We start from the raw sequence: 23670 nt of genomic DNA, 5'->3' as shown, positions 1-23670 counted from the left end.
CTCGCCTTAATTTATGCGTTGAGTGTTCACTATGCTATTTTCTGTGCCAAATGTATTAGGTAGGTAGTCATCTGCTTGGTGGTCGTTATCCCAAATATCACCATTAATTAAATAACGAAAATGAAACTGCTGATCAACTGGCAAGCGTTGCTTACATTTAAACACCCCTTCTTTTTTATTAAGCTTCATAGGCACCGGCTGCCAATCGGTAAATTCGCCAAGTAAACTTACTTGCTCTGCATCAGGGTGGGTAAACTCAAAGGTAACTTCAGCTTCATTTTTTGTTTTGAAAAAACGTTTATTCAACATAGTAGGCTCCAACTAAACCAAAATGGGTACTTAATCTTTGCCACAGGGCCGATACAACACTTTAAAGGGCGATGTGGGGTGCATTTAAACATCATTAAACGCAGGTAATTTAAACAAATTTTTATTTACGCATTATTACAGTGCAAAAAAGTTTTGAGCTGCACATATAAGGTGCGATTACGATAAAAATTTTCGCTTATTAATGACAAACTAATGTACAGCAAGTATTAAACCAACTTAATCATTTTTCATTATTAATATATTGAGTAAAAAATCGTATAAAGGTTCACACTAACCTATAAAATTCTTTCGTTATCAGTGTGCTTAAGTAATAATACACAGCATCTTACGTCTCTGAAATACCAAAAATTTCATGTTGAAAAAAAGCATTTTATTTACTACGGTAATTGTATTTATTGCACTTGCCTCCTTTGTAAGCCTTTCTATATATACCCTTTATAGTAAAAAGCAATTATCAGTAGACCCTAAATTAAAAGAAATTTCAGGCATTGAGTTTGATAAAAAAAAGCGTTTGTGGGCGATTAATGATGGCGGTGACGACCCAAAACTTTATCGCCTAGGCGAAGATGGCGCTATTGAAAAAGAAATCCTTGTTACGAATGCTAAAAATATAGACTGGGAAGACATGACGCAAAATAAATTTGGTCATTTTTTCTTAGGTGATTTTGGCAATAATAAAAACGACAGAAAGTGGTTAACTATCTATAAAATAGAAAACCCAATAGATATAAAAACAGAGACCACCGAAGCCGAAATTATTAAATTCACCTATCCTGAAATGGACGGCACTCCCATTACGCCTAACAAACGCAACTTTGATTTAGAAGCTTTTGTAGAGTACAAACGCCATTTATATTTATTTACCAAAAATAGAACTGAGCCTTTCGATGGCATAACCAATGTTTATAAAGTGGGCGATCATGCAGCCAATTTTGATGCACAGTTGATTGATTCATTTAAAACTTGCACAACTTTAGAAAAACTCTGTTGGATCACATCCGCTGCTCTTAGCCCTGACAGGACTAAACTTGTGTTACTTGATTCTACAAGTATTTGGCTGTTCGAAAACTTTAAAGGCGACAAGTTTTTTTCTGGTGATGTGTCTCGAATCGATTTAGGTATTGTTACGCAAAAAGAAGCGATCACCTTTTATGATGATAATACGCTTATTTTTACCGATGAAGAATTTAAAGGGCTGGTAGGAGGAAATGCTTACGTTATTAAATTAAACGAAGCACAAAAAACCGTTATCAGACAAGCGCCAAAGGCTGCTGTAAATAAATAGCTATACAATATTTACACAAAATTTTGCTATACACGTGGGCTTTAATGAAACGCTGCTCACGCTATTAATTTAATGCGTTGTTATTAAATGAGTGCAGCGCTTTTTCTACATCAACTCCCAAAATAATAACACCAATATGATCGCCCTTGGCATTTTTTATCGGTAAACTTAATTGCACCTGAAAATGATGTGTTGAGGCATCATATTCAACACTGTCAAAGCGATACGCTAAAGACTGCTGGTATACGAGGCTAAATTTATTCTCATCCCCTTGCCAATAATCGCTGGTGATTTTGCTTATAGCCACATTTTTACCTTGCTTATCAGTCACTATAGTTTCGGTAATTATGCCTTTGAACTGCCTTTGCCATTGTTTTAAATATAATGAAGCATCAGTAAATAGCATATTTTTAGCTAAATCATGTTGATGTGTTTTAACTTCTTTTATCCAATGATCGTCAGCGAGTTTAAGCGCTTTGTTAGTCAGCTTTATATGGTTACTTTGCGCTGCGGCATCGGTAATTATGGGCTGTGAAATTAACGCCTTTATTGGCTCTAACAATGTATTTAGTATTTGTACTTGTTCGCCCTGTGATAAATAAAACGGTGCAGGGGCACATTGAGGAATCGTTTCATCGAATTTTTCTAAAAAAGAAGGGTGCGAATTAATAAGCTTATTAGCAGCAAAAACCCCTAGAGGCACATAACGATAAAATGAGCGCGGATAGGCAGATGCGTCAATACCTAAGTGATCGGCAGCATTATTAAAATCATCTAAATCAAGTAATACTTTGTCTACTCTATGATGGTGAAGTACGTTTACTATTTCTTCTAGCGAGTTTACTTCAACTAACGAGGTAATATTTTGCGTTTTAAACCAATTAGCCTGATAACTGCCATGGACCACGCCATAACGTAGTTTTTTCGGGTCTTTATTAACGCTATCGGGATGAGTAAACCAGTACCAATTTTCTAGGTAAATAGGTGATGACAACTTACCATACTGGCTCATCTCAGAGGTTAAATGCGTTGTAAAATACCCATCCAACCTATCTTGTTTTACCTCGCGACGAGCCCTCAGCCAAGGTAACGATTGCAACTCAAATGGCATATCCATATTGTGTAAAATGCATTGCACTTGGTTAACCGCATTATCTGGTGTTGTAAGCGATACATTGGTACCAAATTTTAAGGGTTCAGTTAAAGTTAAAAGTGCAAAAAATAACGTTGTGGGCATAATCCATTGCTAAATAATTGTGTTAATTACAATTAGTATAGTAAGGCTTTGCCAAAATATCTAACTTCGATAAAATTAAATATTAAGTTAAATCAATAGGTAACCTTTCGCTTCAGTAACACTTAACTTTAACGCTTAAATTTTGTTTCTAAAATCACTGACGACGTTGTGCGCTCTACCCCATCTAAATTACCTATATCATCAAGTAAATGGCTTAGCTTTTCTAAGTTTTGCGCTTGCACTACAGCAATTAAATCAAACTCCCCACTTATGGCATAAAGCTGGGAAATAGCATCAATTTGTTTAAGTTCTAAATTGGTTTTAGTGGTGAGTTTTTGCATCACCTTTATAGATACATGAGCCGAAACCATACTGGTCAAATAGTCTTCACCGTAATCTACGCTATAGCCTTTTATAACTCCTGTTTCTTCAAGTTTTAACATACGGCTTTGCACGGTAGAGCGCGATAAATTAAGCATGCGTGCCAAGTCAGAAATACTGGCTCTTGCATTGGTTTTTAAAATTGAAAGTAGCTTTTCGTCTTGTGGAGTTATCATATTGCTTATTAATTTCGTTATTTTGACTTTTATTGTAATCACTTTTCACAAAATAGCACTGCAAATTTAACCTACAACCTTCGATAATAGTGCTTAATAACAAAAATTACCTAGCTGAGAAAACGCTAACGTTTTTATTTTGCTAATCTTTATTCAATATTCACAATTTTTAGGTGTACATAATGCAAGTAACAAGAGACTTATTTAACGATGTAATGGTGCCAAACTACAATCCGTCGGCAGTTATTCCAGTGCGCGGCGAAGGCTCACGTGTGTGGGATCAAAATAACAATGAGTTTATTGATTTTGCAGGCGGTATTGCCGTTAATTGTTTAGGCCACTGTCACCCAGCGCTTGTATCTGCTTTAAAAGAGCAAGGCGAAAAAATTTGGCACTTATCAAATGTAATGACTAATGAGCCAGCCCTGCGTTTAGCACAAAAAATGGTTGAAGCGACATTTGCTGATAAAGTGTATTTTGCAAACTCAGGCGCAGAAGCCAACGAAGCGGCTCTTAAGCTTGCTCGTCGTTTTGCACTTGACGAACACGGCGAAGAAAAATCACAAATCATTGCCTTTAACAAAGGATTTCACGGCCGTACATTTTTTACTGTAACGGTGGGCGGACAAGCTGCTTACTCTGATGGCTTTGGCCCTAAACCTGGCGACATTATGCATTGTGATTACAACGACATTGCAGCATTTGAAGCACTTATCAGTGATAAAACATGTGCCGTAATGATGGAGCCACTACAAGGTGAAGGCGGCATTATTTCACCAACAGATGAATTTGCTAAAAAAGTACGCGAGTTATGTACTAAGCACAATGCACTGCTAATTTTTGATGAAGTACAAACAGGCGTTGGCCGCACTGGCGATTTATACGCTTACGAAGGTTTAGGTGTAGTGCCCGATATTTTAACTACAGCTAAAGCTTTAGGCGGTGGTTTTCCTATTGGCGCTATGATCACTCGTACTCATATAGCAGAGCACTTAAAAGTTGGTACGCATGGCTCTACGTACGGTGGTAACCCACTTGCCTGTGCAGTAGCAGAAGCTGCATTTGACACCGTAAACACACCGGATGTACTCAACGGCGTTAAAGAGCGTGAACAACTATTTCGCGATGGCTTAAATGCAATTAACGAGAAATACAACGTATTTAGCGAAGTACGTGGTAAAGGTTTACTTATTGGTGCGGTATTAAACGATAAATTTGAAGGCCGCGCACGTGACTTTTTAGTTGCCAGTGCTAACAATGGTTTAATGAACCTTGTTGCAGGCATGAATGTTATTCGTTTTACCCCTTCTTTAGTTATTCCATTTGAAGATATTAAAGAGGGCCTAGCACGCTTTGAAAAAGCAGTAAGCGACGTAGTAAACGGCTAATTTAATTAAGCGCGCCTTAGGGCGCGCTGTTGGAGCAAGTAATAAATGCAAGTATTACGTCCTATTACCACTGAAGACTTTGCTGCACTTAAGCAAATTGCGATTGAATCGGGCCATGGGTTTACCTCACTTCCGGTGGACGACCAGCTATTAAAAGACAAAATAGACCGCGCCGAAAAAAGCTTTGCTAAAAATATCAATCAGCCGTTAGATGAAAGCTACCTATTTGTTTTAGAAGACAGTGAAACAGATGAGGTTATTGGCACAACCGCCATAGAAGCCGCTGTTGGCTTATCGGTGCCGCTTTATCATTACCATTTAGGTAAAACAGTACACCACTCGCCTACACTTAATGTTTATAACACCGTTGATATTTTAAGCATGTGTAACGATTACACCGGATGCTCTGAAATATGTACTTTGTTTTTGCGCGAAAACAGCCGTAAAGGCTTAACCGGGCGCTTTTTATCACGCTCACGCTTTTTATTTATGGCGCAGCACAGCGAACGCTTTGCCGATACTGTGATTGCTGAAATGCGCGGTGTAAGTGACGAAGATGGTCATTCACCGTTTTGGCAGTGGCTGCAAGAGCACTTTTTTAGTATTGAGTTTCCCAAGGCCGATCATTTAGTGGGGCTTGGCGATAAAGTGTTTATTAGTGAGTTAATGCCTAAATACCCTATTTACGTCAATCTACTCAGTAAAAAAGCCCAAGCAGTGATTGGCAACGTGCATGAAAAAACTAAACCCGCACTTAAACTGCTCGAAAAAGAAGGCTTTGAGCACCGTGGCTACGTTGATTTGTTTGATGCAGGCCCAACGGTAGAAGCCAAGCTTGGTAATATTCGCAGTATTCGTGAATCTCAAGTATGCCCTATTACTATTGGCGAGCTGGAACATATTAGCCAGCACAGCTCAGATACTTTAGCCGTTTGTAATCAAGGTGTAAGTGGGTTTAGAGCAACCTTTACCCAGCACGCCCACTATAACCACGCTAAGCACACATTAGTAATAAGCCAAGAAGTGGCTGATGCCCTTAATTTATCCCAAGGAGATGCAGCGCGTTTTTTCCGCCTGTAAAACAAATATGAACACACACCTTATAAATAACCAATGGCATTCAGGCCAAGGCCCCGCTTTTAGCTCTGTTAATCCGAGTAACGGCGAAGTTGTATGGCAAGGTAATGGCGCAAATGCCGAGCAAGTAGATGCTGCAATCAATGCAGCTAGAGCCGCACAAGTACAATGGGCAGATACGCCTATTGAGTCGCGTATAACCATACTTGAAAACTTTGTAGCACAATTAAAAGAGCACAGCGAAGAATTTGCAGCCATTATAGCGCGCGAAACCGGCAAGCCTCTTTGGGAGACACGCACAGAAGTAGGCGCTATGACAGGTAAAGTGGCCATTTCGATTAAAGCGTACAACGAGCGTACCGGCACCACTGAAAACCCAATGCCGGGTGCTAAAGCCTTTATACGCCATAAACCACACGGCGTTGTGGCTATATTTGGCCCATATAATTTTCCTGGGCATTTACCTAATGGCCATATTGTACCGGCTATTTTAGCGGGTAACACCGTGGTATTTAAACCGTCTGAGCTAACCCCTCACGTTGCTGAATTTACTTTATCACTTTGGTTAAAAGCAGGCTTACCAGCAGGTGTTATTAACCTAGTGCAAGGTGAAGTAGAAACAGGTAAAGCTCTTGCTTCGCATCAAAACATAGACGGCTTATTTTTTACCGGCAGCTCAAACACCGGCCATTTATTACATAAACAGTTTGCAGGCCACCCAGGTAAAATATTAGCGCTTGAAATGGGCGGTAATAACCCATTAATCGTTAAAAATGTAGCCGATGTAAGCGCTGCAGTGCACGATATTATTCAATCGGGCTTTATTACTTCTGGCCAGCGCTGTACCTGTGCACGCCGCGTGTTTATTGAAAAATCGCTCAATGGCGATGCTATTTTAGAAAAACTTGTTAGCGCAACTAAAAACATTGTTGTTGATGACAGCTTTGCAAGCGATCAACCATTTATGGGTGCCATGATCAGCGAAAAAGCCGCCTTAGGCATGGTTGCAGCGCAAAAAGAATTAGTTGCAAGTGGTGGCGAAATACTTGTTGAGCTTAAGCAGCTAAAAGCAGGCACTGGGTTTGTAAGCCCAGGTATTATTGATGTAACTAACATTACCAACATGGCCGATGAAGAACACTTTGGCCCGCTCATTAAAGTGTATCGCTACAACGACTTTGACAGCGCAATAGCAGAGGCTAATAACACCAGCTTTGGTTTATCTGCAGGCTTACTTGGCGATAACGAAGATGATTACAGCCACTTTTTAAAGCGCATTCGTGCCGGCATTGTCAACTGGAACCGCCCTATTACGGGTGCCTCTAGTGCAGCACCGTTTGGTGGCATAGGCGCAAGTGGTAACCACCGAGCCAGTGCGTATTATGCCGCTGATTATTGTGCCTACCCTGTAGCATCAGTTGAGGCCGATAAGGTAAACCTGCCACAAACTTTAGCGCCAGGCTTAGTAATTGAATAATTGAATAACCCAATTTAAGGATTTAACATGCACACTAACGTAAATACATTATTTGAAAACCTATGGGATAACTATTTAGCCGTTACCCCCTCGGCAGATAAAATTCATGATTTATTAGGCTCAACGCAAAAAGATGACATTATTAACGACCATATTGCGCTGCGGACCTTTAATATTGAAAAAGTAGGCCTAGAAAAACTAGCCGCGCACTTTTTAGCACTTGGTTATACAGAGTGTGGTGAATACCACTTTGAAGCTAAAAAGCTCTATGCTAAACACTACGAGCATAGCGACCCTAAGCAACCTAAAGTATTTATTTCTGAGTTATTAGTAGAAAAGTGCTCGCCAGAGTTACAAGCCATTGTGACAGATATGGTAGAGCAAATAGATGAAAACGCAGTAACTGCCGATAACTTTTTATACTCAGGTACCCATTGGCAAGTAAGTAGCGACACATACAAGCAGTTACTTGCTGAAAGTGAGTACGCAGCGTGGATGTCGGCATGGGGCTACCGTGCAAACCACTTTACTGTAAATATTAATATGCTTGCTAAGTTTGATAATATTCAGGATGTTAACCAAGCACTTAAAGACGCAGGCTTCGCCCTAAATACATCAGGCGGCGAAGTAAAAGGCTCACCAGAGGTATTATTAGAGCAATCATCAACCCTTGCAGATGAGTACGCTGTCACCTTTAGCGACGGCGAACTGCGCATCCCTAGCTGTTTTTATGAGTTTGCCATTAGATACCCTAAAGCCGATGGCGAGCTTTACACGGGGTTTGTTGCAGCCTCTGCTGATAAAATCTTTGAAAGCACTAACGTGCGTTAAAAATAAAACATGCCTTAATGTTTTAACTTAAAAAAAGCCCGTTTGGGCTTTTTTTTATGACAAAAATATTTAGAACATTTACACTAAGTTTTATGCCTGTATTTACTAAATTTTTGATTATCTTGCATGTACTGCTTATATCATCATTGAGCCATGCAAATGAACCACTTACATTACTCTCTAGAGCGAATGCGTCTACTGATGGCTTTTTAAACTCAGATAAAACGTTCGAAAGCCTGCTCAATCATACAATTAATACTAAATTGCAGTGGACCAACCAAGCACGTTTAATCAAGCGGCTTATGGGTAATGAAGCAGTTTGCAGCTACGATATAATAAAAACGCCCGAGCGTGAAAAACATATTTTGTTCTCAAATATACCAACTACTATTTACGAGCAACGAAAAATATACGCATTTAAACGCACCTTACAAAACTTTCCTGAACGAGTCTCTGTTGCTCAATTACTAGAAAAAGATTTTACCCTAGCTGTAGACTCAGGAACGAGTTACCAAAAACTTGAGCCTGTTTTAACAAAGTATAATGAGCAAATTGCAGCGATAAGCTCAGAAGATACCAGCTCTCAACTGCCTCAACTTCTCATCCATAATAGAATAGACATGATTGTCGATTACGAGGTTAACGTACTTGGTGCACTCACCAGTGAGCAACTAAAACAAATAGATAGTCGTGAAATAGCTGAATTTCCAGAATTTGTTAATGGCTACTTTGCATGTAGTAAGTCAGAGCTTGGCGAAAAAGTAATAAAAACCATCAATATTTTAATGAACACCCCCGAAATTTACGACCGCTTACAAAAAAGTTTACAACAAGCCTATAGTGCTGATACATCCAGCGCTATGATGCTTGCTTACTCTCAAGAGCACGTATACTTAACCTCTGATGAGTAAAATCAATCGTCAAGATAAACTCCACAAATCAACATAAGCCAATGATTTTAATAACAAATAAATTATTTTGAATTTATTTAAAATTTTTATTGCGCTGGATAAAAACCTACATTATTATCTCGCCGCTTCTTGATGATAGCCAATCCGAGTACATTACAAACCCCGTTTGTAGCAAGGCGATAGAGCAACTATCCAAGAGTGAATTTGACTGTGCGTTTGCACTATTGATCTCACTCAACTGACTCGTGGATACACCATACCCGAGCAGTTGCTTAATTAACTCGGAAAATAAAATGGCTTTATCAACACAACTACAAGACACCGTAACTAAAGTACCTGCAGCAGCGGTTGCTGCAAATCAAGCAATTGATTGCGCGCAACCGAGTATTGCCGACATTGAACAACTTGCTTCACAATATGGCGCACCTCTAATGGTGCTTGACTGCGACGCTATACGTCGTCAATACCGTGCACTTAAACATGCACTGCCTGGCGTTGTGTTACATTTTGCTTTAAAGCCTTTACCGCATGCTGCTGTTGTGCGCACTTTGTTAGATGAAAGCGCAAGCTTTGATTTAGCAACCAGTGGCGAAGTTGACTTAGTAGCAAGCCAAGGCGTACCAAGCGAGCGTACGATTCACACGCACCCAATAAAGCGCGACAGTGACATTCGCGACGCACTTGCCTACGGCTGTACAGTGTTTGTGGTGGATAACATTAACGAGCTTGAAAAATTTATTGCCTATAAAGATCAAGCCGAAATTTTAGTGCGTTTAAGCTTTCGTAATAAAGATGCATTTGCTGATTTATCTAAAAAGTTTGGCTGCAGCCCAGAGGCGGCAATCGACATTATTAGCCTTGCCCAGCAACTTGGTATTCGTATTAAAGGGTTATCGTTTCATGTTGGCTCGCAATCACCTAACCCAACTAAATACGTTGAAGCGATAAATGCATCTGCAAAAGTGGTTAAACAGGTGGCTGAGTTAGGCTTACCAGCTCTTAGTACACTCGATATTGGTGGTGGGTTTCCTGTGCCGTACAGCGCAGATGTGCTACCAATTGATGTATTTTGTGCGCCTATTAATATCGCGTTGGCACAATTACCAGAAACAATGCAAATTATTGCTGAACCTGGCCGTTTTATTGTAGCAAGTAGTGTAACCAGTGTTGCCTCTGTAATGGGACAAGCCACGCGCGAAGGTAAAACATGGTACTACTTAGATGATGGCGTTTATGGCTCTTTTAGCGGTTTAATGTTTGATGAAGCAGCCTACCCTATCGATAGTGCAAAACAAGATGGCGAGCGTTTTGAGTCGGTACTTGCGGGCCCAACATGCGACAGTATAGATGTAATAAGTGATTCAATTATGCTGCCAAAACTAAACAATGGCGATTTAATTATTAGCCGTATGATGGGTGCCTACACACTTGCTACAGCAACCGACTTTAACTTTTTTAAACGTGCTGAGGTCGTTGTATTAAACGAGCAAATGCACAGCCAAGTATTAACAGGTTAAGAAAATAAGTTCCTCGCTATAGGTACGCTGGCTTGTACCTATACATTTCAACGCAGTTGCTCATTCCAACTGCGTTTTTTTATTGCGTTAAATAACTGGGGCTTGTTTACCTTTTTGCTCAACAGAGCAGGCTCTAATAAAAGCAACCTGCGCTACTTATTACAAAAATAATGGTTTATAGTCGTTTTCTAACTGTTCAAACGATAAGTCCCCTATAAATTTGCCAAAGCTTAGCCACGTTGCTAAACCTCGTAAATCTTTAAAATGTGGTGGTACAAATTTTGGGCTTTCTATTACACCTAAACTATGTAATTGCGATATAAGTCTAAAATCATCAATCGATATTTTTCCGACCAACAATAATGGCAGCTGATCAATGCGCCCAAGCTGTATAGCAACACGAATTAAGTTATATACCAGCACAAATCCTTTAATGTAAGCAATATCCTTAGTAAAAGGTAAGCCTGTTGCCGTGCTGCCTCTAAATACACGTTGTGCTAACGTATAGCTTTCATCTTTTGAAAGCCCTTGCGCTAAGTAGTCACGGTATATATCAACAAACTCTGCGCCATCAATCACTTTAGTAACTGCTTGAATACGATTTACTAACTTTGATAAACGCCTAGGCGTTGATTTAAGGGTAATTATTTCTGTTAAAACAGCTAAGCCTTCTTGAGTCACTGTTGAGCTTGGCGTCCCTTTACTTAAACAGGTTAAATAAGGCTGAGCTAGCCCGTTTTGCGTTGTACCTACGTGTATCCACCCTTCGTGCACTTCTAAAATATCGAGCTCACGCTGTGAGAATTTAACATCTTGATTTAGCTTAATGTTATTTGCACCTGCAGCAGCATCACTGACAATCCCATCGCTGAGCATAACCTCTACATTAATACCCGCCATACTGCTATTTACTTGCTCAGACAGAATACGCACGGCATCACTTGCATTAATATTTTTAGGATCATCAGGCAAAATATCGGCTATTAATAAGTTTTGCAGTGGTTTTTCTAACATATTGGCAAGTTCGAACAGTGAAGGTTCACCTGCATGAAATAAATCTTTTGGATGACCAAAAAGCTCTACCGACAAATCATGAAACTCAGGCGTTCCTCTATACTCAAGCATACTGAGCACCGTTTTATACTCACTACACATTTTACCCATGTATTGAGAAATAGGATTTAGCTGACCTAACTGGTTAATAATATTGCGATGCAAGTTAGAAAACGCTTGGCGTAATTCGCTGGGGACAAATCCTAAATCTCGTTGCTGGTAATAGGCGCTATCGATTAGCGGATTTTTTTGGCACTTTTGCCTAAAAAACGTCTCTTTGATTTGTTTATCCCAGTTAATGGCATCGAGTATTCTAATGGGTGTTTGTAAAGCAATTAATTGCTCTGACAGTTCGCGAGTTTTAAGGAGTAAAGCCTTGTCTATCATGGTGTAAGCTCAACAAAAAATGAGGCTTGAGCATAAGGTAAAACCAGTTAATAGCAAGATTATTTTAGCGCTTATTAGGCATTGTTTTTACGGTGATCGACCCTCATATATAAAACGTAATAGCTTTAAACAATAAAGGGTTAATGATGAAAAACGAACTCGATAACAAGCAGATCCTCTCTGTATACGAACGTATTCAGCAGCGCGGTAAACAAAATGATATTGGTAAACATTATCAAGGTGTTACGGCTTACTCTGACATTGACGGCTACACTATTTACTTAGAAGGTAGCGGCGTATTATTGCGCTTTGGGTTTCATAATGCTTATCACCTAGATTATGAGCATGACAAACATAAAGACGACTTTTTAAAAAAACTATACAACATTGCTAATGAGGAATAATGCAGCCAAGACGCATTCGTAAACGCACCACAAACACGCAAACCACCTCGTTTATAAACCAGGTAATTACTGAGCTGCAAGCGCACCCAGAAAAGCTGGAGATAATCCGTCGAAACCTAAATGAATACCGCGAACAGACTCACCTTAAACGCGGTTTTTTGCTGGCTATTGAACGCTTTGACTGGGTGTTTGAGGCCAGTAATGATGTTAATTTTATATGCCAACAAATCTTAGCCGATGATTACATAGGTAATCGCCTTAGACGCTACCCGCTATTATTTAAAGGCGTTATTAATAGCGCCTAATTTACACGCCTTTTTTAACCTTAACCCTCCTCTTATAGCCATTACACACTGCTACTTTATTAATTAGTACACTAATTAAACATGTGAAATGGTTTCGTTTGCTTATTTAAAATACCCTTCGTACTCTAACTATTACCATTCTAACGAATATTTATCTTTTTTATTACTCATACCCCGTAAACAAATCCTTACTATTTTTAGCGTTTAAAAATTTAAATATAACTCACTGAATATAAACAATTTTATCAATCAAGACCTGCATATAGCACTACTACAATTTAACCCGTTTTTATTAATAATCCATCTACATCTTGGTATCTGCTTGTTTACTTGCGCCTTGAATTGTTAGAGCTATTACATTAAGCTTATCTTTATTGAACGTTCAATTAATAAAAATTATGCCTAAAGTCGGAATGGAACCTGTCAGGCGTCAGCAGCTAATTGACGCGACCATTGAGTCAGTTGCACAGCGCGGTTTGCAAGGAACAACCATTAACACCATCAGTAAAAATGCGGGTTTATCATCTGGCATTATTAGCCATTACTTTGGTGGCAAGCAGGGGTTAATAGAGGCAACCGTTAGGTATTTGTTATCGAATTTAAAAAATGAATTAATTGAAAAAGTTGAGCCAACCACCAGCGCAATTGAGCGTTTGATGTTTATTGTTGAGGCCAACTTTGCACTTGTTCAACAGCGCAATGACACCACGCGAACGTGGTTAAGTTTTTGGGCGCAGTCAATGCACGATCAAGAGCTGCACAGGCTGCAAAATGTAAACAGTAATCGCTTGCAAAGTAATTTAGCATTTTCTTTTAAGCAACTAATGCCCGTAAAGCAAGCAAAACAAGCTGCAGAACTTAGCGCCGCCATGATTGATGGCCTATGGTTAAGAGCAGTATTAAGTCAATCTGACGAAAACCAATTTAAACACAGTGAAACATTAGCAAAAAGCTATGTACATTCACTCATCAAGCAATATGGAGCCTAGCGTGACTACACCTGTCTATCAAAACTTTATAAACGGCCACTTCCTTGCAAACCAAAGTGGTGAAACTTTTGATGTAAAAAACCCAGCCACAGATGAAGTTATTTACTCGGTAGAAGTTGCCGACGAATTTATTCAAAACGCGGCTATCGAAAGTGCAAAACAAGGCTTTGCTCAATGGTCAAAAATGAGCCCAATAGAACGTAGCCGTATTTTATTAAAAGCGGTTGCTTTATTACGTGAGCGTAATGACGAGCTTGCCTTAGTTGAAGTGCTTGATACAGGTAAACCAATGCAAGAAGCTAACTGCGTTGATATAGAAACAGGCGCAGATGTAATTGAATACTTTGCAGGCCTAGCACCAGCGCAAGTTGGCCAGCAGCAAATGGTTGGCGAAGACTTTTACTATACCCGCAAAGAGCCACTAGGCATTTGTGCTGGTATTGGTGCATGGAACTACCCGCTGCAAATTGCATGTTGGAAATCGGGCCCTGCCCTTGCTGCAGGTAATGCGTTTATTTTTAAACCTTCTGAAGAAACCCCTTTAGGTGCTATTAAACTAGCTGAAGTTTTTGTTGAAGCAGGCGTACCTGCCGGCGTATTTAACGTTGTGCAAGGTGCGGGTGATGTAGGTCAGTGGTTAACCTCTCACAGTGAAATAGACAAAGTGTCGTTCACTGGTGAAGTAGGCACAGGTAAAAAAGTAGTGGCAAGCGCTGCCGGTACATTAAAAGACGTAACAATGGAATTAGGTGGTAAATCACCTTTATTAGTGTTTGAAGATGCCAATATTGAGCAAGCAGTCAGTGCAGCCATGCTAGGTAACTTTTATACGCAAGGCGAAATTTGTACTAACTGTACCCGTATTTATGTTCATAAAAATGTATATCAACAATTTATTGATGAGCTTAAAACACGTACTGAGCAGAATATTATTGCCGGCGACCCACAAGATTTAAATACTAACTTTGGGGCATTAATTTCTAAAAAGCATCAAGAATTGGTAATGAGCTACATAGAAAGTGGCTTAGCCGAAGGTGCAACACTACTTACTGGCGGTACAACTCTTTCTCCTGAATCAGCGCCTAATGGCTACTTTGTTGCACCTACGGTATTTACCGATTGCAACGATGACATGACTATTGTTAAAGAAGAAATTTTTGGCCCAGTTATGAGCGTGCTTGTTTTTGAAGACGAAGACGATGTTATCGCCCGTGCAAATGGTACACACCTTGGCTTAGCCGCAGGCGTATTTACTAGCGATATTAAACGTGCGCACCGTGTTATTCACCAATTAGAAGCCGGTATTTGTTGGATTAATGCTTACGGTAATTCACCTGCTGAAATGCCTGTTGGTGGTTACAAGCAATCAGGTATTGGCCGTGAAAATGGCATAGAAACGCTTGATCATTACACGCAAACTAAGTCTATTTATGTGGGCATGGCCGACATAGAAAGCCCGTTTTAAGGTGGCAACTATGAGTAACACTTACGACTATATTATTGTTGGCGCCGGTTCTGCAGGTTGTGTACTTGCAAATCGCTTATCTGAAGATACAAACAATAAAGTGCTATTGCTAGAAACCGGTGGTAGCGATAAAAGTATATTTATAAAAATGCCAACTGCGCTCTCTATTCCTATGAATACAGATAAATACGCATGGCAATTTCACACTCAGCCAGAGCCGTATTTAGATAACCGAGAAATGCACTGCCCACGCGGTAAAGTGTTAGGCGGTTCGTCATCAATTAATGGCATGGTATATGTTCGCGGCCACGCGAAAGATTTTGACGAGTGGCAGCAACACGGTGCTAACGGCTGGGATTATCAGTCGTGCTTACCTTACTTTAAAAAAGCAGAAAGCTTTTATTTAGGTGAAAATGCGCACCGTGGTGGCACAGGCCCGCTTGGCGTTAATAACGGTAACGAAATGCAAAACCCGCTTTACACCACCTTTATAAAAGCAGGTGTAGAAGCAGGGTATGCACACACAGACGACTACAACGCAGCTCAGCAAGAAGGCTTTGGCCCAATGCACATGACTGTTAAAGACGGTGTGCGCAGTTCGGCCTCGCGCGAGTATTTAGACCCAGTAAAATCACGCAGTAACCTAACAGTTATTACAGGTGCTTTAGCACAAAAAGTGATTTTAGAAGGCAAAAAAGCCACAGGCATTGAGTACACAGTAAATGGCACTCTTAAAACGGCGCATGCGACTAAAGACGTTGTATTAAGTGCAGGTCCAATTGGCTCACCTCATATTTTACAGCTTTCGGGTATTGGCGATAAAGCCATACTTGAAGAAGCCGGTGTTGAGGTAAAGCATCATTTACCAGGCGTAGGTCAAAACTTACAAGATCATCTTGAGTTTTACTTTCAGTACAAGTGTAAACAACCTATTACCTTAAACGGTAAATTAGGTCTTATTTCAAAAGGCTTAATTGGCGCTAAATGGCTGCTGACCCGAAAAGGCTTAGGTGCAACCAATCACTTTGAGTCGTGTGCGTTTATTCGCTCAAAACCAGACGTTGAATGGCCAGATATTCAGTACCACTTTTTACCAGCGGCGATGCGCTACGACGGGCGCAGTGCATTTGCGGGTCATGGTTTTCAGGTGCATGTAGGTCATAACAAACCTAAAAGCCGTGGTAGTGTCACTATTCAATCAGCTAATCCTGAGCAACCGCCGAAAATTTTATTTAACTACTTGCAGCATAAAGACGATATTGAAGGCTTTAGAGCGTGTGTGCGCTTAACTCGCGACATTATTGAGCAAAGCGCATTTGATGACTACCGCGATGAAGAAATTCAACCAGGTAAGCACATTCAAACCGACGAAGAAATAGATGCCTTTGTACGCCAAGCAGTAGAAAGTGCCTATCACCCGTCTTGTTCTTGCAAAATGGGCGAAGATGACATGGCCGTGGTTAATTCTAATACCCAAGTTCATGGTATTGAAGGGCTGCGTGTTGTTGACTCGTCAATCTTCCCTACGGTGCCAAATGGCAACTTAAATGCCCCTACAATTATGGTTGCAGAAAAAGCAGCTGATCTAATTTTAGGTAAAACCCCACTTACACAGGCATCGGTAAACGTTGCCATGAGCAGTAACTGGCAAACAACGCAACGTAATAGCGAGATTTAATTAAGCCATAACGTGCCTAACACTATGTAGGGCACGTTCAACTTGCAGTGGCTCACGGCGTAAATTGGTTACGCGGTGTTTGTGCAAGTAATAAAACAAAAACGGAGAACTTATGAGTTACTTTTATTCATTTTGGGAGGGCGATAATGACTATATGGCTTAGTGCTGGCATTATATTTACGCTACTTGCTGTTATTACTATTTTATTTAAATGGGGTAACGTACGCGTAGTAGGCGTAACACCAGTGAGAACTTTTACCTTTATCGCAATCTTATTTACCTCAGGCCTAGACGTTGGCCTAATCATGTTTCCATTAACCGAATTTGCAGGTTATGCAGACATAAAAGCAAGCCCAGAATACGCGTTTGCAAACCCACTGGCTATTGAGTTTGGCTATTGGGGATTCTTGATCTGGGGATTTTACTTTCTTACGTGCTTTTATTTCTGTGTAATAGAGCCCAAAGTTAAATTTTTCGAAATTTCATGGGTTAAGTTCATTAATAACGTAGTTATTATTGGCACTTGTGCCTTTACAGCTTACCTACTGCTTTCTAACTTGCCGTGGTACTTACCAGAGCTAGGCGATGGTTCGAGCGTTATACCTACCTTCTACTTTATTGTATTTGCAGCTATTTGCTTTGCTGTGTACTCAAGTACAGATATTAAATACGTGCGCTTTTTAAGTATTTCTACAACGTGGTTATTTATCGCATTAATTGCCTTTATGTGGGCAGGTGCCTTTGTCGTTGGTGATAGCGAAATGTCGGCATTTACCAATAACCTTGCTGAAATTGGTACTTACTTTGCCAATATAAATCAGTTTGTTTTACCGCTTAATGACTACCATGAATTTTATCTATTTTGGTGGTTTGCGTGGAGCATTATGATTGGCCAATTTACGTCTCGTTTTGTAGGCGGCCTTAAAACATACCAAGTATTAGGTGCAATGTTGATATTTCCATCTATTCCGATTGCGATTTGGTTTAGCGTACTTTATCACTACCACGAAATGGGTATTTCAACAGCGGGTATTAAAAACTTTGCCATGGTATTTGTTGGGATAGTGTTTGTTATTAATTCGCTTGATTCATTAATACGCTTATACACAGATAACCTTAACTTAACGGTTAAACGTTTAGGTAAAATGAACTATATGATACTCAATATTGTTGCCCTTTCGTTACTAACCCTATTGTTTAAGCTTGAGTTTTTACAAATTCAATGGGTTGGCGCGTTAGTAATTGCACTGTTTTTTGGTTGTGCTGCGTTTATTGGCTACAGCAAATTTAAAACGGTTAACAATATAGACAGTTCGCCAAAAGCAAACAAAATAGATTACACAAAAATAGAAACTGTACATTAGGGATCAACAATGAATAACAAACTAAAACAACTAGCAGTAGCGCTACCTTTCGCACTTATATCAACTACGGTGTCAGCTAACTGGTCAACAACCATTACAGCAGCATCTGACTATACTTTTAACGGTGTAACTCAAACTGATAGCGACCCTGCAATTCAAGCAAGTCTTGATTACGCTTTCGACAGCGGTGTGTATGCGGGTGCATGGGCATCTAATGTAGATTTTGGTGATGACACTGATTTTGAACTTGATGCCTACCTAGGTAAATACGTGCAATTAACTGACACGGTTAGCGCTGATTATGGTATTGCTTATTACACATACCAAGGTAATAACAGCGATGGTAACTACGCCGAAGCCTACACAAAATTTGGCTATGCAAGTGAGTATGGTCAAACAGAGCTAAACTTTTGGTATAGCTGGGATTACTTTGGTACAGGTGCTGGCCATGTTATTTCTATGATTGCCCACACCTTTGAAATTGCCCCAAATCATGCCATTCGTGCAAGCTTTGATATTTCTAATTCGCTTGATGGCGAAAAATGGGCATGGGATGTAAACCAAAAGAAATCATACAAACATTACCGCCTAGCGTACCAAACTAGCTACGAAGGCTTTGGTATTGAGATTGCTGCTGAAGACACAAGCCTAGATTACGATTACGCTGATGAGCGTATAGTACTTGCTATATCGCGCACATTCGATTTATAAATTTGTAGTTGTTAGATTCTACAAACAAAAATGCCACTTTTAAAAGTGGCATTTTTTTTACTAAATTTTAAGGCTGTAGCCCTAAAGAACTTAGTTTTATTTAGGGGCAATTAAGCACAATACAGGGTTTAACGTTTTGTGGGCTAAATAGCTGGGCCAGTGAATGCTTAAGTTAATCGCTATCGGTAGGGGCAATTTCATAAAATAGCCTGAGCCTAAAACCCTACATAAGCTATTAAATTACCTATAATAAACAGGCTCTAACTTTCTATTTCCCACGCGCTGGTACCCGCTGCAGATAAGTTAGCCGTATTTTTACGCAAAACTTTGTTACCCACATTGATAGAGGATTCTGGGCGACTAACCAAATAACCTTGCACAGAGCTTACTCCCATGCGTTTTACAAGTTCAAACTGCTCGATTTCTTCTACGCCCTCTGCCACTATTTTAAGTCCTAACTTTTGACCTAATTCGCTAATCGTATTAAGGATGTCATTGTACTTTGGACTTTTATCGGCTTGAGAGATAAACGAGCGATCTATTTTTATTACATCAATGGGCAAATCAGCCAATGTACTTAATGAACTAAAGCCGGTACCAAAATCGTCAATAGCAATTGTCACACCTTCTGCACGAAGCCGCTCAAGCTCTTCAATCATACTTTTACTGGCTTTAATAAACGTAGACTCTGTTATTTCTAGCATTAAAGAATGCGATGGCAGCCCTGTGTTTTTTAGGTTTTTCATTATCCAATCGTACACTGAGCGGTGTTTTAGTTGCACACCCGATACATTAACCGAAATTTTTACTTTGCGCATACCGGCATTATGCCATGCCGCCATTTGCCTACACGACTCATGCATAATCCAATCGCCAAGCTCTAAAATAAGGTTAGACTCTTCGGCAATCGGTATAAACTCCGCCGGTGATATCATCCCTTCTATAGGGTGATCCCAGCGTGTAAGCGCTTCAAAATAATCTATCATGCAATCTTCTACATGCACGATAGGTTGAAACGATAAGTAAAAGTCTTTACACGCAACCGCTAAACGCAACTCTTCTAATAAATAGTGATAGCGGCGCATTTTATTACCCATCTCTGGGGAGTACACTTTAAAAATGCCTTTACCATCGCTTTTTGCACGGTACATTGCCACATCGGCCAATTGCAATAATGCTTGTGGTGTTGATGCGCTCTCTGGGTAGGCCGCTATACCAATACTGGCGCTAATTTTTATTATTTTATTACCTAGTACAAAGTCTTTTTCAAGTTCACTGAGTACGTGCTTAGCAATATCGACTACTTTATTATCGGTATCTACTGACTCAATAAAAATTGAAAATTCGTCACCGCCTAAACGAGATAAATTTTGCTCTAACTGATTCGCCTCGTTAATATTACTTAATTTATGATGGCGCAAAACGTTGGCTAGGCGTGTAGCAACCTGCACCAAAATTTCATCACCAAAGCTGTGGCCAAACGAGTCATTTACCTGTTTAAAGCCATCTAGGTCAATAAACAATAAGGCGCATTTAAGCTGCTCTTCGTCAGTAAAATTTATTTGCCTATCTATATGCTCAATATAAGCATGGCGGTCAATGAGCAAGGTTAGTTTATCTTGGCAGATACTTGTTTGTGTTTGCTTTAAATAATTAGCAACATGGGTATTTAAATTGTTTATTGACTGGCTTAAATTGCCCAGCCCTGACGGGTTGTCGTGTTGGGGTTGTAGGTTAAAGGCAACAAGCAATTGATTAGCGTTGTTATTCAGTTGTGCAATTTGATGCTGATAAGAGATTTTTTTACGCTCTTTACGAATAATTGTAAAGCCAACAAACAATACCATACACACCAATATAAAGTTTATTGGCGACGTTAGCGTCATTAAAATAAGCTTTGTTGCGTTTGCAGCGATAAATTCCGTGTCGGTAGTTTTAACTAACAAAAAATCGGCAGAAGGCTGGTGTATTAAATAGTGCCCATTGAGCATAGGGTTATACCAAGGCGCCATTTCGAGCGTGGTATCTACAATATCAAAGTGGCGTAAATCTATATCAGGGTTGAATAAATTAATGCGGTTAATCTGGTTTGTTAGTTCGATGTTTAAACAAAAGCAAAACAAGATAAATACAAAAAAAATGCTGCCTAAGGGTTTAAATTTATTCATCAACAAAATCCATCTAAATTACTTATCCTATAAACCCGTCACTAAAAGACGATTATATCGCCTGTTTTTAGTACTAAGCAAGCCATAGCACAGTCCTTATTCATTAAAATTTTTAGAACTGTACTCAAAAAGAATAAATTAATGCTTAATAATTAACTAATTATAGAGTGTGATGAATAAAAATAAACCACTTTGTTAAAGTTACATATTTTGGCCTAACAACTTATAGCTGCCATGCATAACTCACTTTTGTAAAAAATGTGCGTTGATCTCTTTCAACGTGTTTCAGAGAATCGTCTTGATAGCTTTTATCTGAGTAGCCTAAATAAAATAATGTTTGAGCATTAATTTTGTACGAGTAAACTAATTGGCTGCCGTAGTCTTTATTAATGTGGCTAACTTGGTAGTAGTAGGCGTCTTTATTTCTATCAATGTCTTCAAATTGCAATATAAGCTTGAGCATAGCGCGCATGCTAAATTTATAATAAAGCCTAAAATCTAATAAGTTCGCAGTATAAACTCGCTCCCCTTGAGGGTTATCTAAAACGCTGTAGTTATGTGTAGCGTCTACTTGCCAATGATCGTTTATATCCCACGTAACTTGTATTTGCGTTGCATACGAATCGCCAATTTGCTCATTGGCGTAATCAATGCGGCTGCCATACTCGCCATAAAACGAAAGCCATATATTATTTTTAGGTTTAAAGCCCGTATAAACAAAGCCAATATTTTGGTTATAAAAAGCATCATTATAGTTTTCATAACGATGCAGTAAGCCAATTTCAAAAATAGACTGCTTTTGCCCTTTTAATGTTATAAACCCTTGGTATTCTTCTTCAAGTAGGTCGCCATTTTGCGCCCATGTTTTATCCCAATCAGCCTCATAAGACCATGACGTTAATAAGCCAGACTCATCTGCATACCAGGTTTGCCCGCCCCCAAAGCCTATGTTCTCATAATCTACTTTTTCTTGATAACCTAAGTCAGTGCGATAGTCTTTACCTATATTTTCGTAGCTGGCAAACAAATTGTAGTCACGTTTATCACGGGTAAACTCTATAGCGTACGCTTCATCAGATTGAGTTTTAGATAAGTTATAGTTACTTGTTAAAAAATCAGAGTTTTTAGAATCTGTTGTAGCTACCTGGTAGGTCAGTAGATCTGATTGATTAAACCAATAGCTGCCATCGACAGAAAGCACTGTATTGGAGTAATCATCGCTTTCGCGGTGAGTCGTACTTAGCCCTATAGTGCCTTGTTGGCCAATATCGTATTGATAACGCGCTGCTGCTGCATGGGTTTTATCCTCTAAAATTGCAAAACCAGAGCCTTGATTTGTAGGCAATAAAATATTGCTATTATTGTCATCGGCATACATAAATGCATAGCTATGTTGCCCTGTTTTACCTGTTAATTTCGCCCCTACTTCAGGCTCTGCAATAGTGCGGGTATACAATAGTTCAAATAAACTGCTTTTAAAGTAGGATGCGCCATCTAAAAAAAATGGTCGCTTTTCTGCATAATAAATTGAGTACGTGGTATTTACATCAAGGGCTAACGCATCACTTTCTATTTGCGAAAAATCTGGGTTTATAGTGGCATTAATTACCGCATCTTGTGTAACCCCCCAGCGTAAATCAAGGCCAGCTTCGGTGTCTATATCGCCATTATTCCACTGCCCTGGCAAGGTAGGTTTTGAATCATTTCTGAGCGCAGTAAGCGTTGGCGTTAGTTGCAGATTTTTGCTGGCTTTTATATTTTTAAAGCCATTTAATTTATCAAACTGACATAAACTGCATTTTATATCTCGGTCAAACCCCATATTTGAAAGCTGATACAGTACATCACGTTGGTAATTTCGCATAAGGGCAAAGCCCCATGTTAAATCTGTTTTATTTTCAGGAAATCTTAGCGCTTTAAAAGGTATACGCATTTCAACCACAAACCCTTGGTCGGTAATTTGCCCTGCGCTATCCCATATTGCATCCCAAGACGGGTCTGATTGCCAGCCATCGGTGTCACTCATCCGCGTATCACCTTGCGCACCCAATGGATTTACATAAAATTCGTAAGCTGAACGTTCGTCGTTAAAAGTGTCAATAATTAAAATAACCGTATCATCTTGCCAAAGCGTATCTCTGTCGCGAAGAGAAGCTGTTATTTCGCTCGGCTGTGGATCTTCGGCTACAAATGCAACATATAAGTTGCTGCCATCTTCATACATGTAAGCATCGGTTTTAACCGGTGGGGTGCCCTTTTCGTTAGGCTCATCTTGAAATGCTATAGGAACTAAAGTGGCATTTTGCCAGTGGGGCTCATCAAGTACTCCATCTACAGTAATATCTGCATTTATATGTACAAGAGAATGCTGCTGTTTTTCACTGGCGTAAAGGTGGTTAGAAAATAAAAGTGCTAATAAGAAGGGGAATAAAGCACTGCATTGTTTTTTTATAATTATTAAGTACTGCATAAACATCCATTTAGACGTGTTTACCCTTAAAAGGTAAACTTATTTATGCAGTGTAATTTAAGTCAG

General features: G+C 39.6%; 20 protein-coding genes. 14 read left to right on the top strand and 6 right to left on the bottom strand.

Features of this window, described 5'->3' with window-relative positions; translation table 11 throughout:
* Positions 1–6: 6 nt before the first annotated feature.
* Positions 7–309, bottom strand: a complete 303-nt coding sequence (locus MSC25_RS11920; protein ID WP_004586437.1) for an isoamylase early set domain-containing protein — start codon at positions 307–309, stop codon at positions 7–9.
* Between the two features lie 373 nt (positions 310–682).
* Between MSC25_RS11920 and MSC25_RS11915 the strand changes: the two genes are divergently transcribed.
* The gene (locus MSC25_RS11915) at positions 683–1615 is read left to right on the top strand and encodes a hypothetical protein (RefSeq protein WP_248443530.1); all 933 of its coding nucleotides are present in this window, start codon (positions 683–685) and stop codon (positions 1613–1615) included.
* 64 nt (positions 1616–1679) lie between these two features.
* Here the strand turns inward: MSC25_RS11915 and MSC25_RS11910 are convergent, their stop codons facing one another.
* Positions 1680–2852, bottom strand: coding sequence for a cellulose-binding family II protein (locus MSC25_RS11910; protein ID WP_248443529.1), 1173 nt, complete (start codon positions 2850–2852; stop codon positions 1680–1682).
* 128 nt (positions 2853–2980) lie between these two features.
* Entirely contained in the window at positions 2981–3409 is a 429-nt protein-coding gene (locus MSC25_RS11905; protein ID WP_004586440.1) for an Lrp/AsnC family transcriptional regulator, read from the bottom strand.
* A 182-nt stretch (positions 3410–3591) separates the two neighbouring features.
* Here MSC25_RS11905 and MSC25_RS11900 point away from each other — a divergent pair, with 182 nt between their 5' ends.
* The 6 genes from MSC25_RS11900 (at position 3592) to MSC25_RS11875 (ending at position 10610) form a co-directional block, all read left to right on the top strand.
* Entirely contained in the window at positions 3592–4797 is a 1206-nt protein-coding gene (locus tag MSC25_RS11900; RefSeq protein ID WP_029774471.1) for an aspartate aminotransferase family protein, read from the top strand.
* A 45-nt stretch (positions 4798–4842) separates the two neighbouring features.
* Positions 4843–5877: an arginine N-succinyltransferase gene (astA, locus tag MSC25_RS11895; protein WP_248443527.1), complete on the top strand. Its 1035-nt coding sequence runs from the start codon at positions 4843–4845 to the stop codon at positions 5875–5877.
* Between the two features lie 7 nt (positions 5878–5884).
* Entirely contained in the window at positions 5885–7351 is a 1467-nt protein-coding gene (gene astD, locus MSC25_RS11890) for a succinylglutamate-semialdehyde dehydrogenase (RefSeq protein ID WP_248443525.1), read from the top strand.
* 27 nt (positions 7352–7378) lie between these two features.
* On the top strand, positions 7379–8182 hold the full coding sequence (locus MSC25_RS11885; RefSeq protein ID WP_248443524.1) for a DUF1338 domain-containing protein: 804 nt from the start codon (positions 7379–7381) through the stop codon (positions 8180–8182).
* Between the two features lie 56 nt (positions 8183–8238).
* Entirely contained in the window at positions 8239–9093 is an 855-nt protein-coding gene (locus MSC25_RS11880) for a transporter substrate-binding domain-containing protein (RefSeq protein ID WP_085065560.1), read from the top strand.
* 293 nt (positions 9094–9386) lie between these two features.
* The gene (locus MSC25_RS11875) at positions 9387–10610 is read left to right on the top strand and encodes a type III PLP-dependent enzyme (RefSeq protein ID WP_248443523.1); all 1224 of its coding nucleotides are present in this window, start codon (positions 9387–9389) and stop codon (positions 10608–10610) included.
* Positions 10611–10769: 159 nt separating this feature from the next.
* On the opposite strand, the gene MSC25_RS11870 is transcribed toward MSC25_RS11875, so the two are convergent.
* Positions 10770–12050 carry a flavohemoglobin expression-modulating QEGLA motif protein gene (locus MSC25_RS11870; protein ID WP_248443522.1) on the bottom strand — a complete coding sequence of 427 codons (1281 nt, stop codon included), beginning with the start codon at positions 12048–12050 and terminating at the stop codon, positions 10770–10772.
* Positions 12051–12196: 146 nt separating this feature from the next.
* Between MSC25_RS11870 and MSC25_RS11865 the strand changes: the two genes are divergently transcribed.
* From MSC25_RS11865 to MSC25_RS11835, 7 genes are all read left to right on the top strand, one after another.
* Positions 12197–12454, top strand: a complete 258-nt coding sequence (locus MSC25_RS11865) for a DUF3081 domain-containing protein (RefSeq protein ID WP_024031788.1) — start codon at positions 12197–12199, stop codon at positions 12452–12454.
* Positions 12454–12759: a hypothetical protein gene (locus MSC25_RS11860; protein ID WP_154944719.1), complete on the top strand. Its 306-nt coding sequence runs from the start codon at positions 12454–12456 to the stop codon at positions 12757–12759. The genes MSC25_RS11865 and MSC25_RS11860 overlap by 1 nt, the downstream gene beginning before the upstream one ends.
* A 413-nt stretch (positions 12760–13172) precedes the next feature.
* A complete protein-coding gene (gene betI / locus MSC25_RS11855) occupies positions 13173–13748 on the top strand; it encodes a transcriptional regulator BetI (RefSeq protein ID WP_024031790.1) in 576 nt (191 codons plus the stop codon).
* 1 nt (position 13749) lies between these two features.
* Complete coding sequence (betB, locus tag MSC25_RS11850) at positions 13750–15213, top strand: betaine-aldehyde dehydrogenase (protein WP_248443520.1); 1464 nt, start codon at positions 13750–13752, stop codon at positions 15211–15213.
* A 10-nt stretch (positions 15214–15223) separates the two neighbouring features.
* Positions 15224–16891: a choline dehydrogenase gene (gene betA / locus MSC25_RS11845; RefSeq protein WP_096042949.1), complete on the top strand. Its 1668-nt coding sequence runs from the start codon at positions 15224–15226 to the stop codon at positions 16889–16891.
* A gap of 146 nt (positions 16892–17037) precedes the next feature.
* Positions 17038–18255 carry a BCCT family transporter gene (locus tag MSC25_RS11840; RefSeq protein WP_004586453.1) on the top strand — a complete coding sequence of 406 codons (1218 nt, stop codon included), beginning with the start codon at positions 17038–17040 and terminating at the stop codon, positions 18253–18255.
* Positions 18256–18264: 9 nt separating this feature from the next.
* Positions 18265–18966 (top strand): TorF family putative porin, encoded by a 702-nt coding sequence (locus MSC25_RS11835; protein WP_248443519.1) that lies wholly within the window; start codon positions 18265–18267, stop codon positions 18964–18966.
* 260 nt (positions 18967–19226) lie between these two features.
* On the opposite strand, the gene MSC25_RS11830 is transcribed toward MSC25_RS11835, so the two are convergent.
* The gene (locus tag MSC25_RS11830; RefSeq protein WP_248443518.1) at positions 19227–21134 is read right to left on the bottom strand and encodes a GGDEF domain-containing phosphodiesterase; all 1908 of its coding nucleotides are present in this window, start codon (positions 21132–21134) and stop codon (positions 19227–19229) included.
* Positions 21135–21357: 223 nt separating this feature from the next.
* The gene (locus MSC25_RS11825) at positions 21358–23604 is read right to left on the bottom strand and encodes a DUF5916 domain-containing protein (protein ID WP_248443517.1); all 2247 of its coding nucleotides are present in this window, start codon (positions 23602–23604) and stop codon (positions 21358–21360) included.
* Between the last annotated feature and the right edge of the window lie 66 nt (positions 23605–23670).

Source organism: Pseudoalteromonas sp. 1CM17D (assembly GCF_023161805.1).
Taxonomy (GTDB): Bacteria; Pseudomonadota; Gammaproteobacteria; order Enterobacterales; family Alteromonadaceae; genus Pseudoalteromonas; species Pseudoalteromonas atlantica.
Note: the sequence above shows the minus strand (reverse complement) of the source record. Positions and strands in the feature narration are given on the sequence as shown.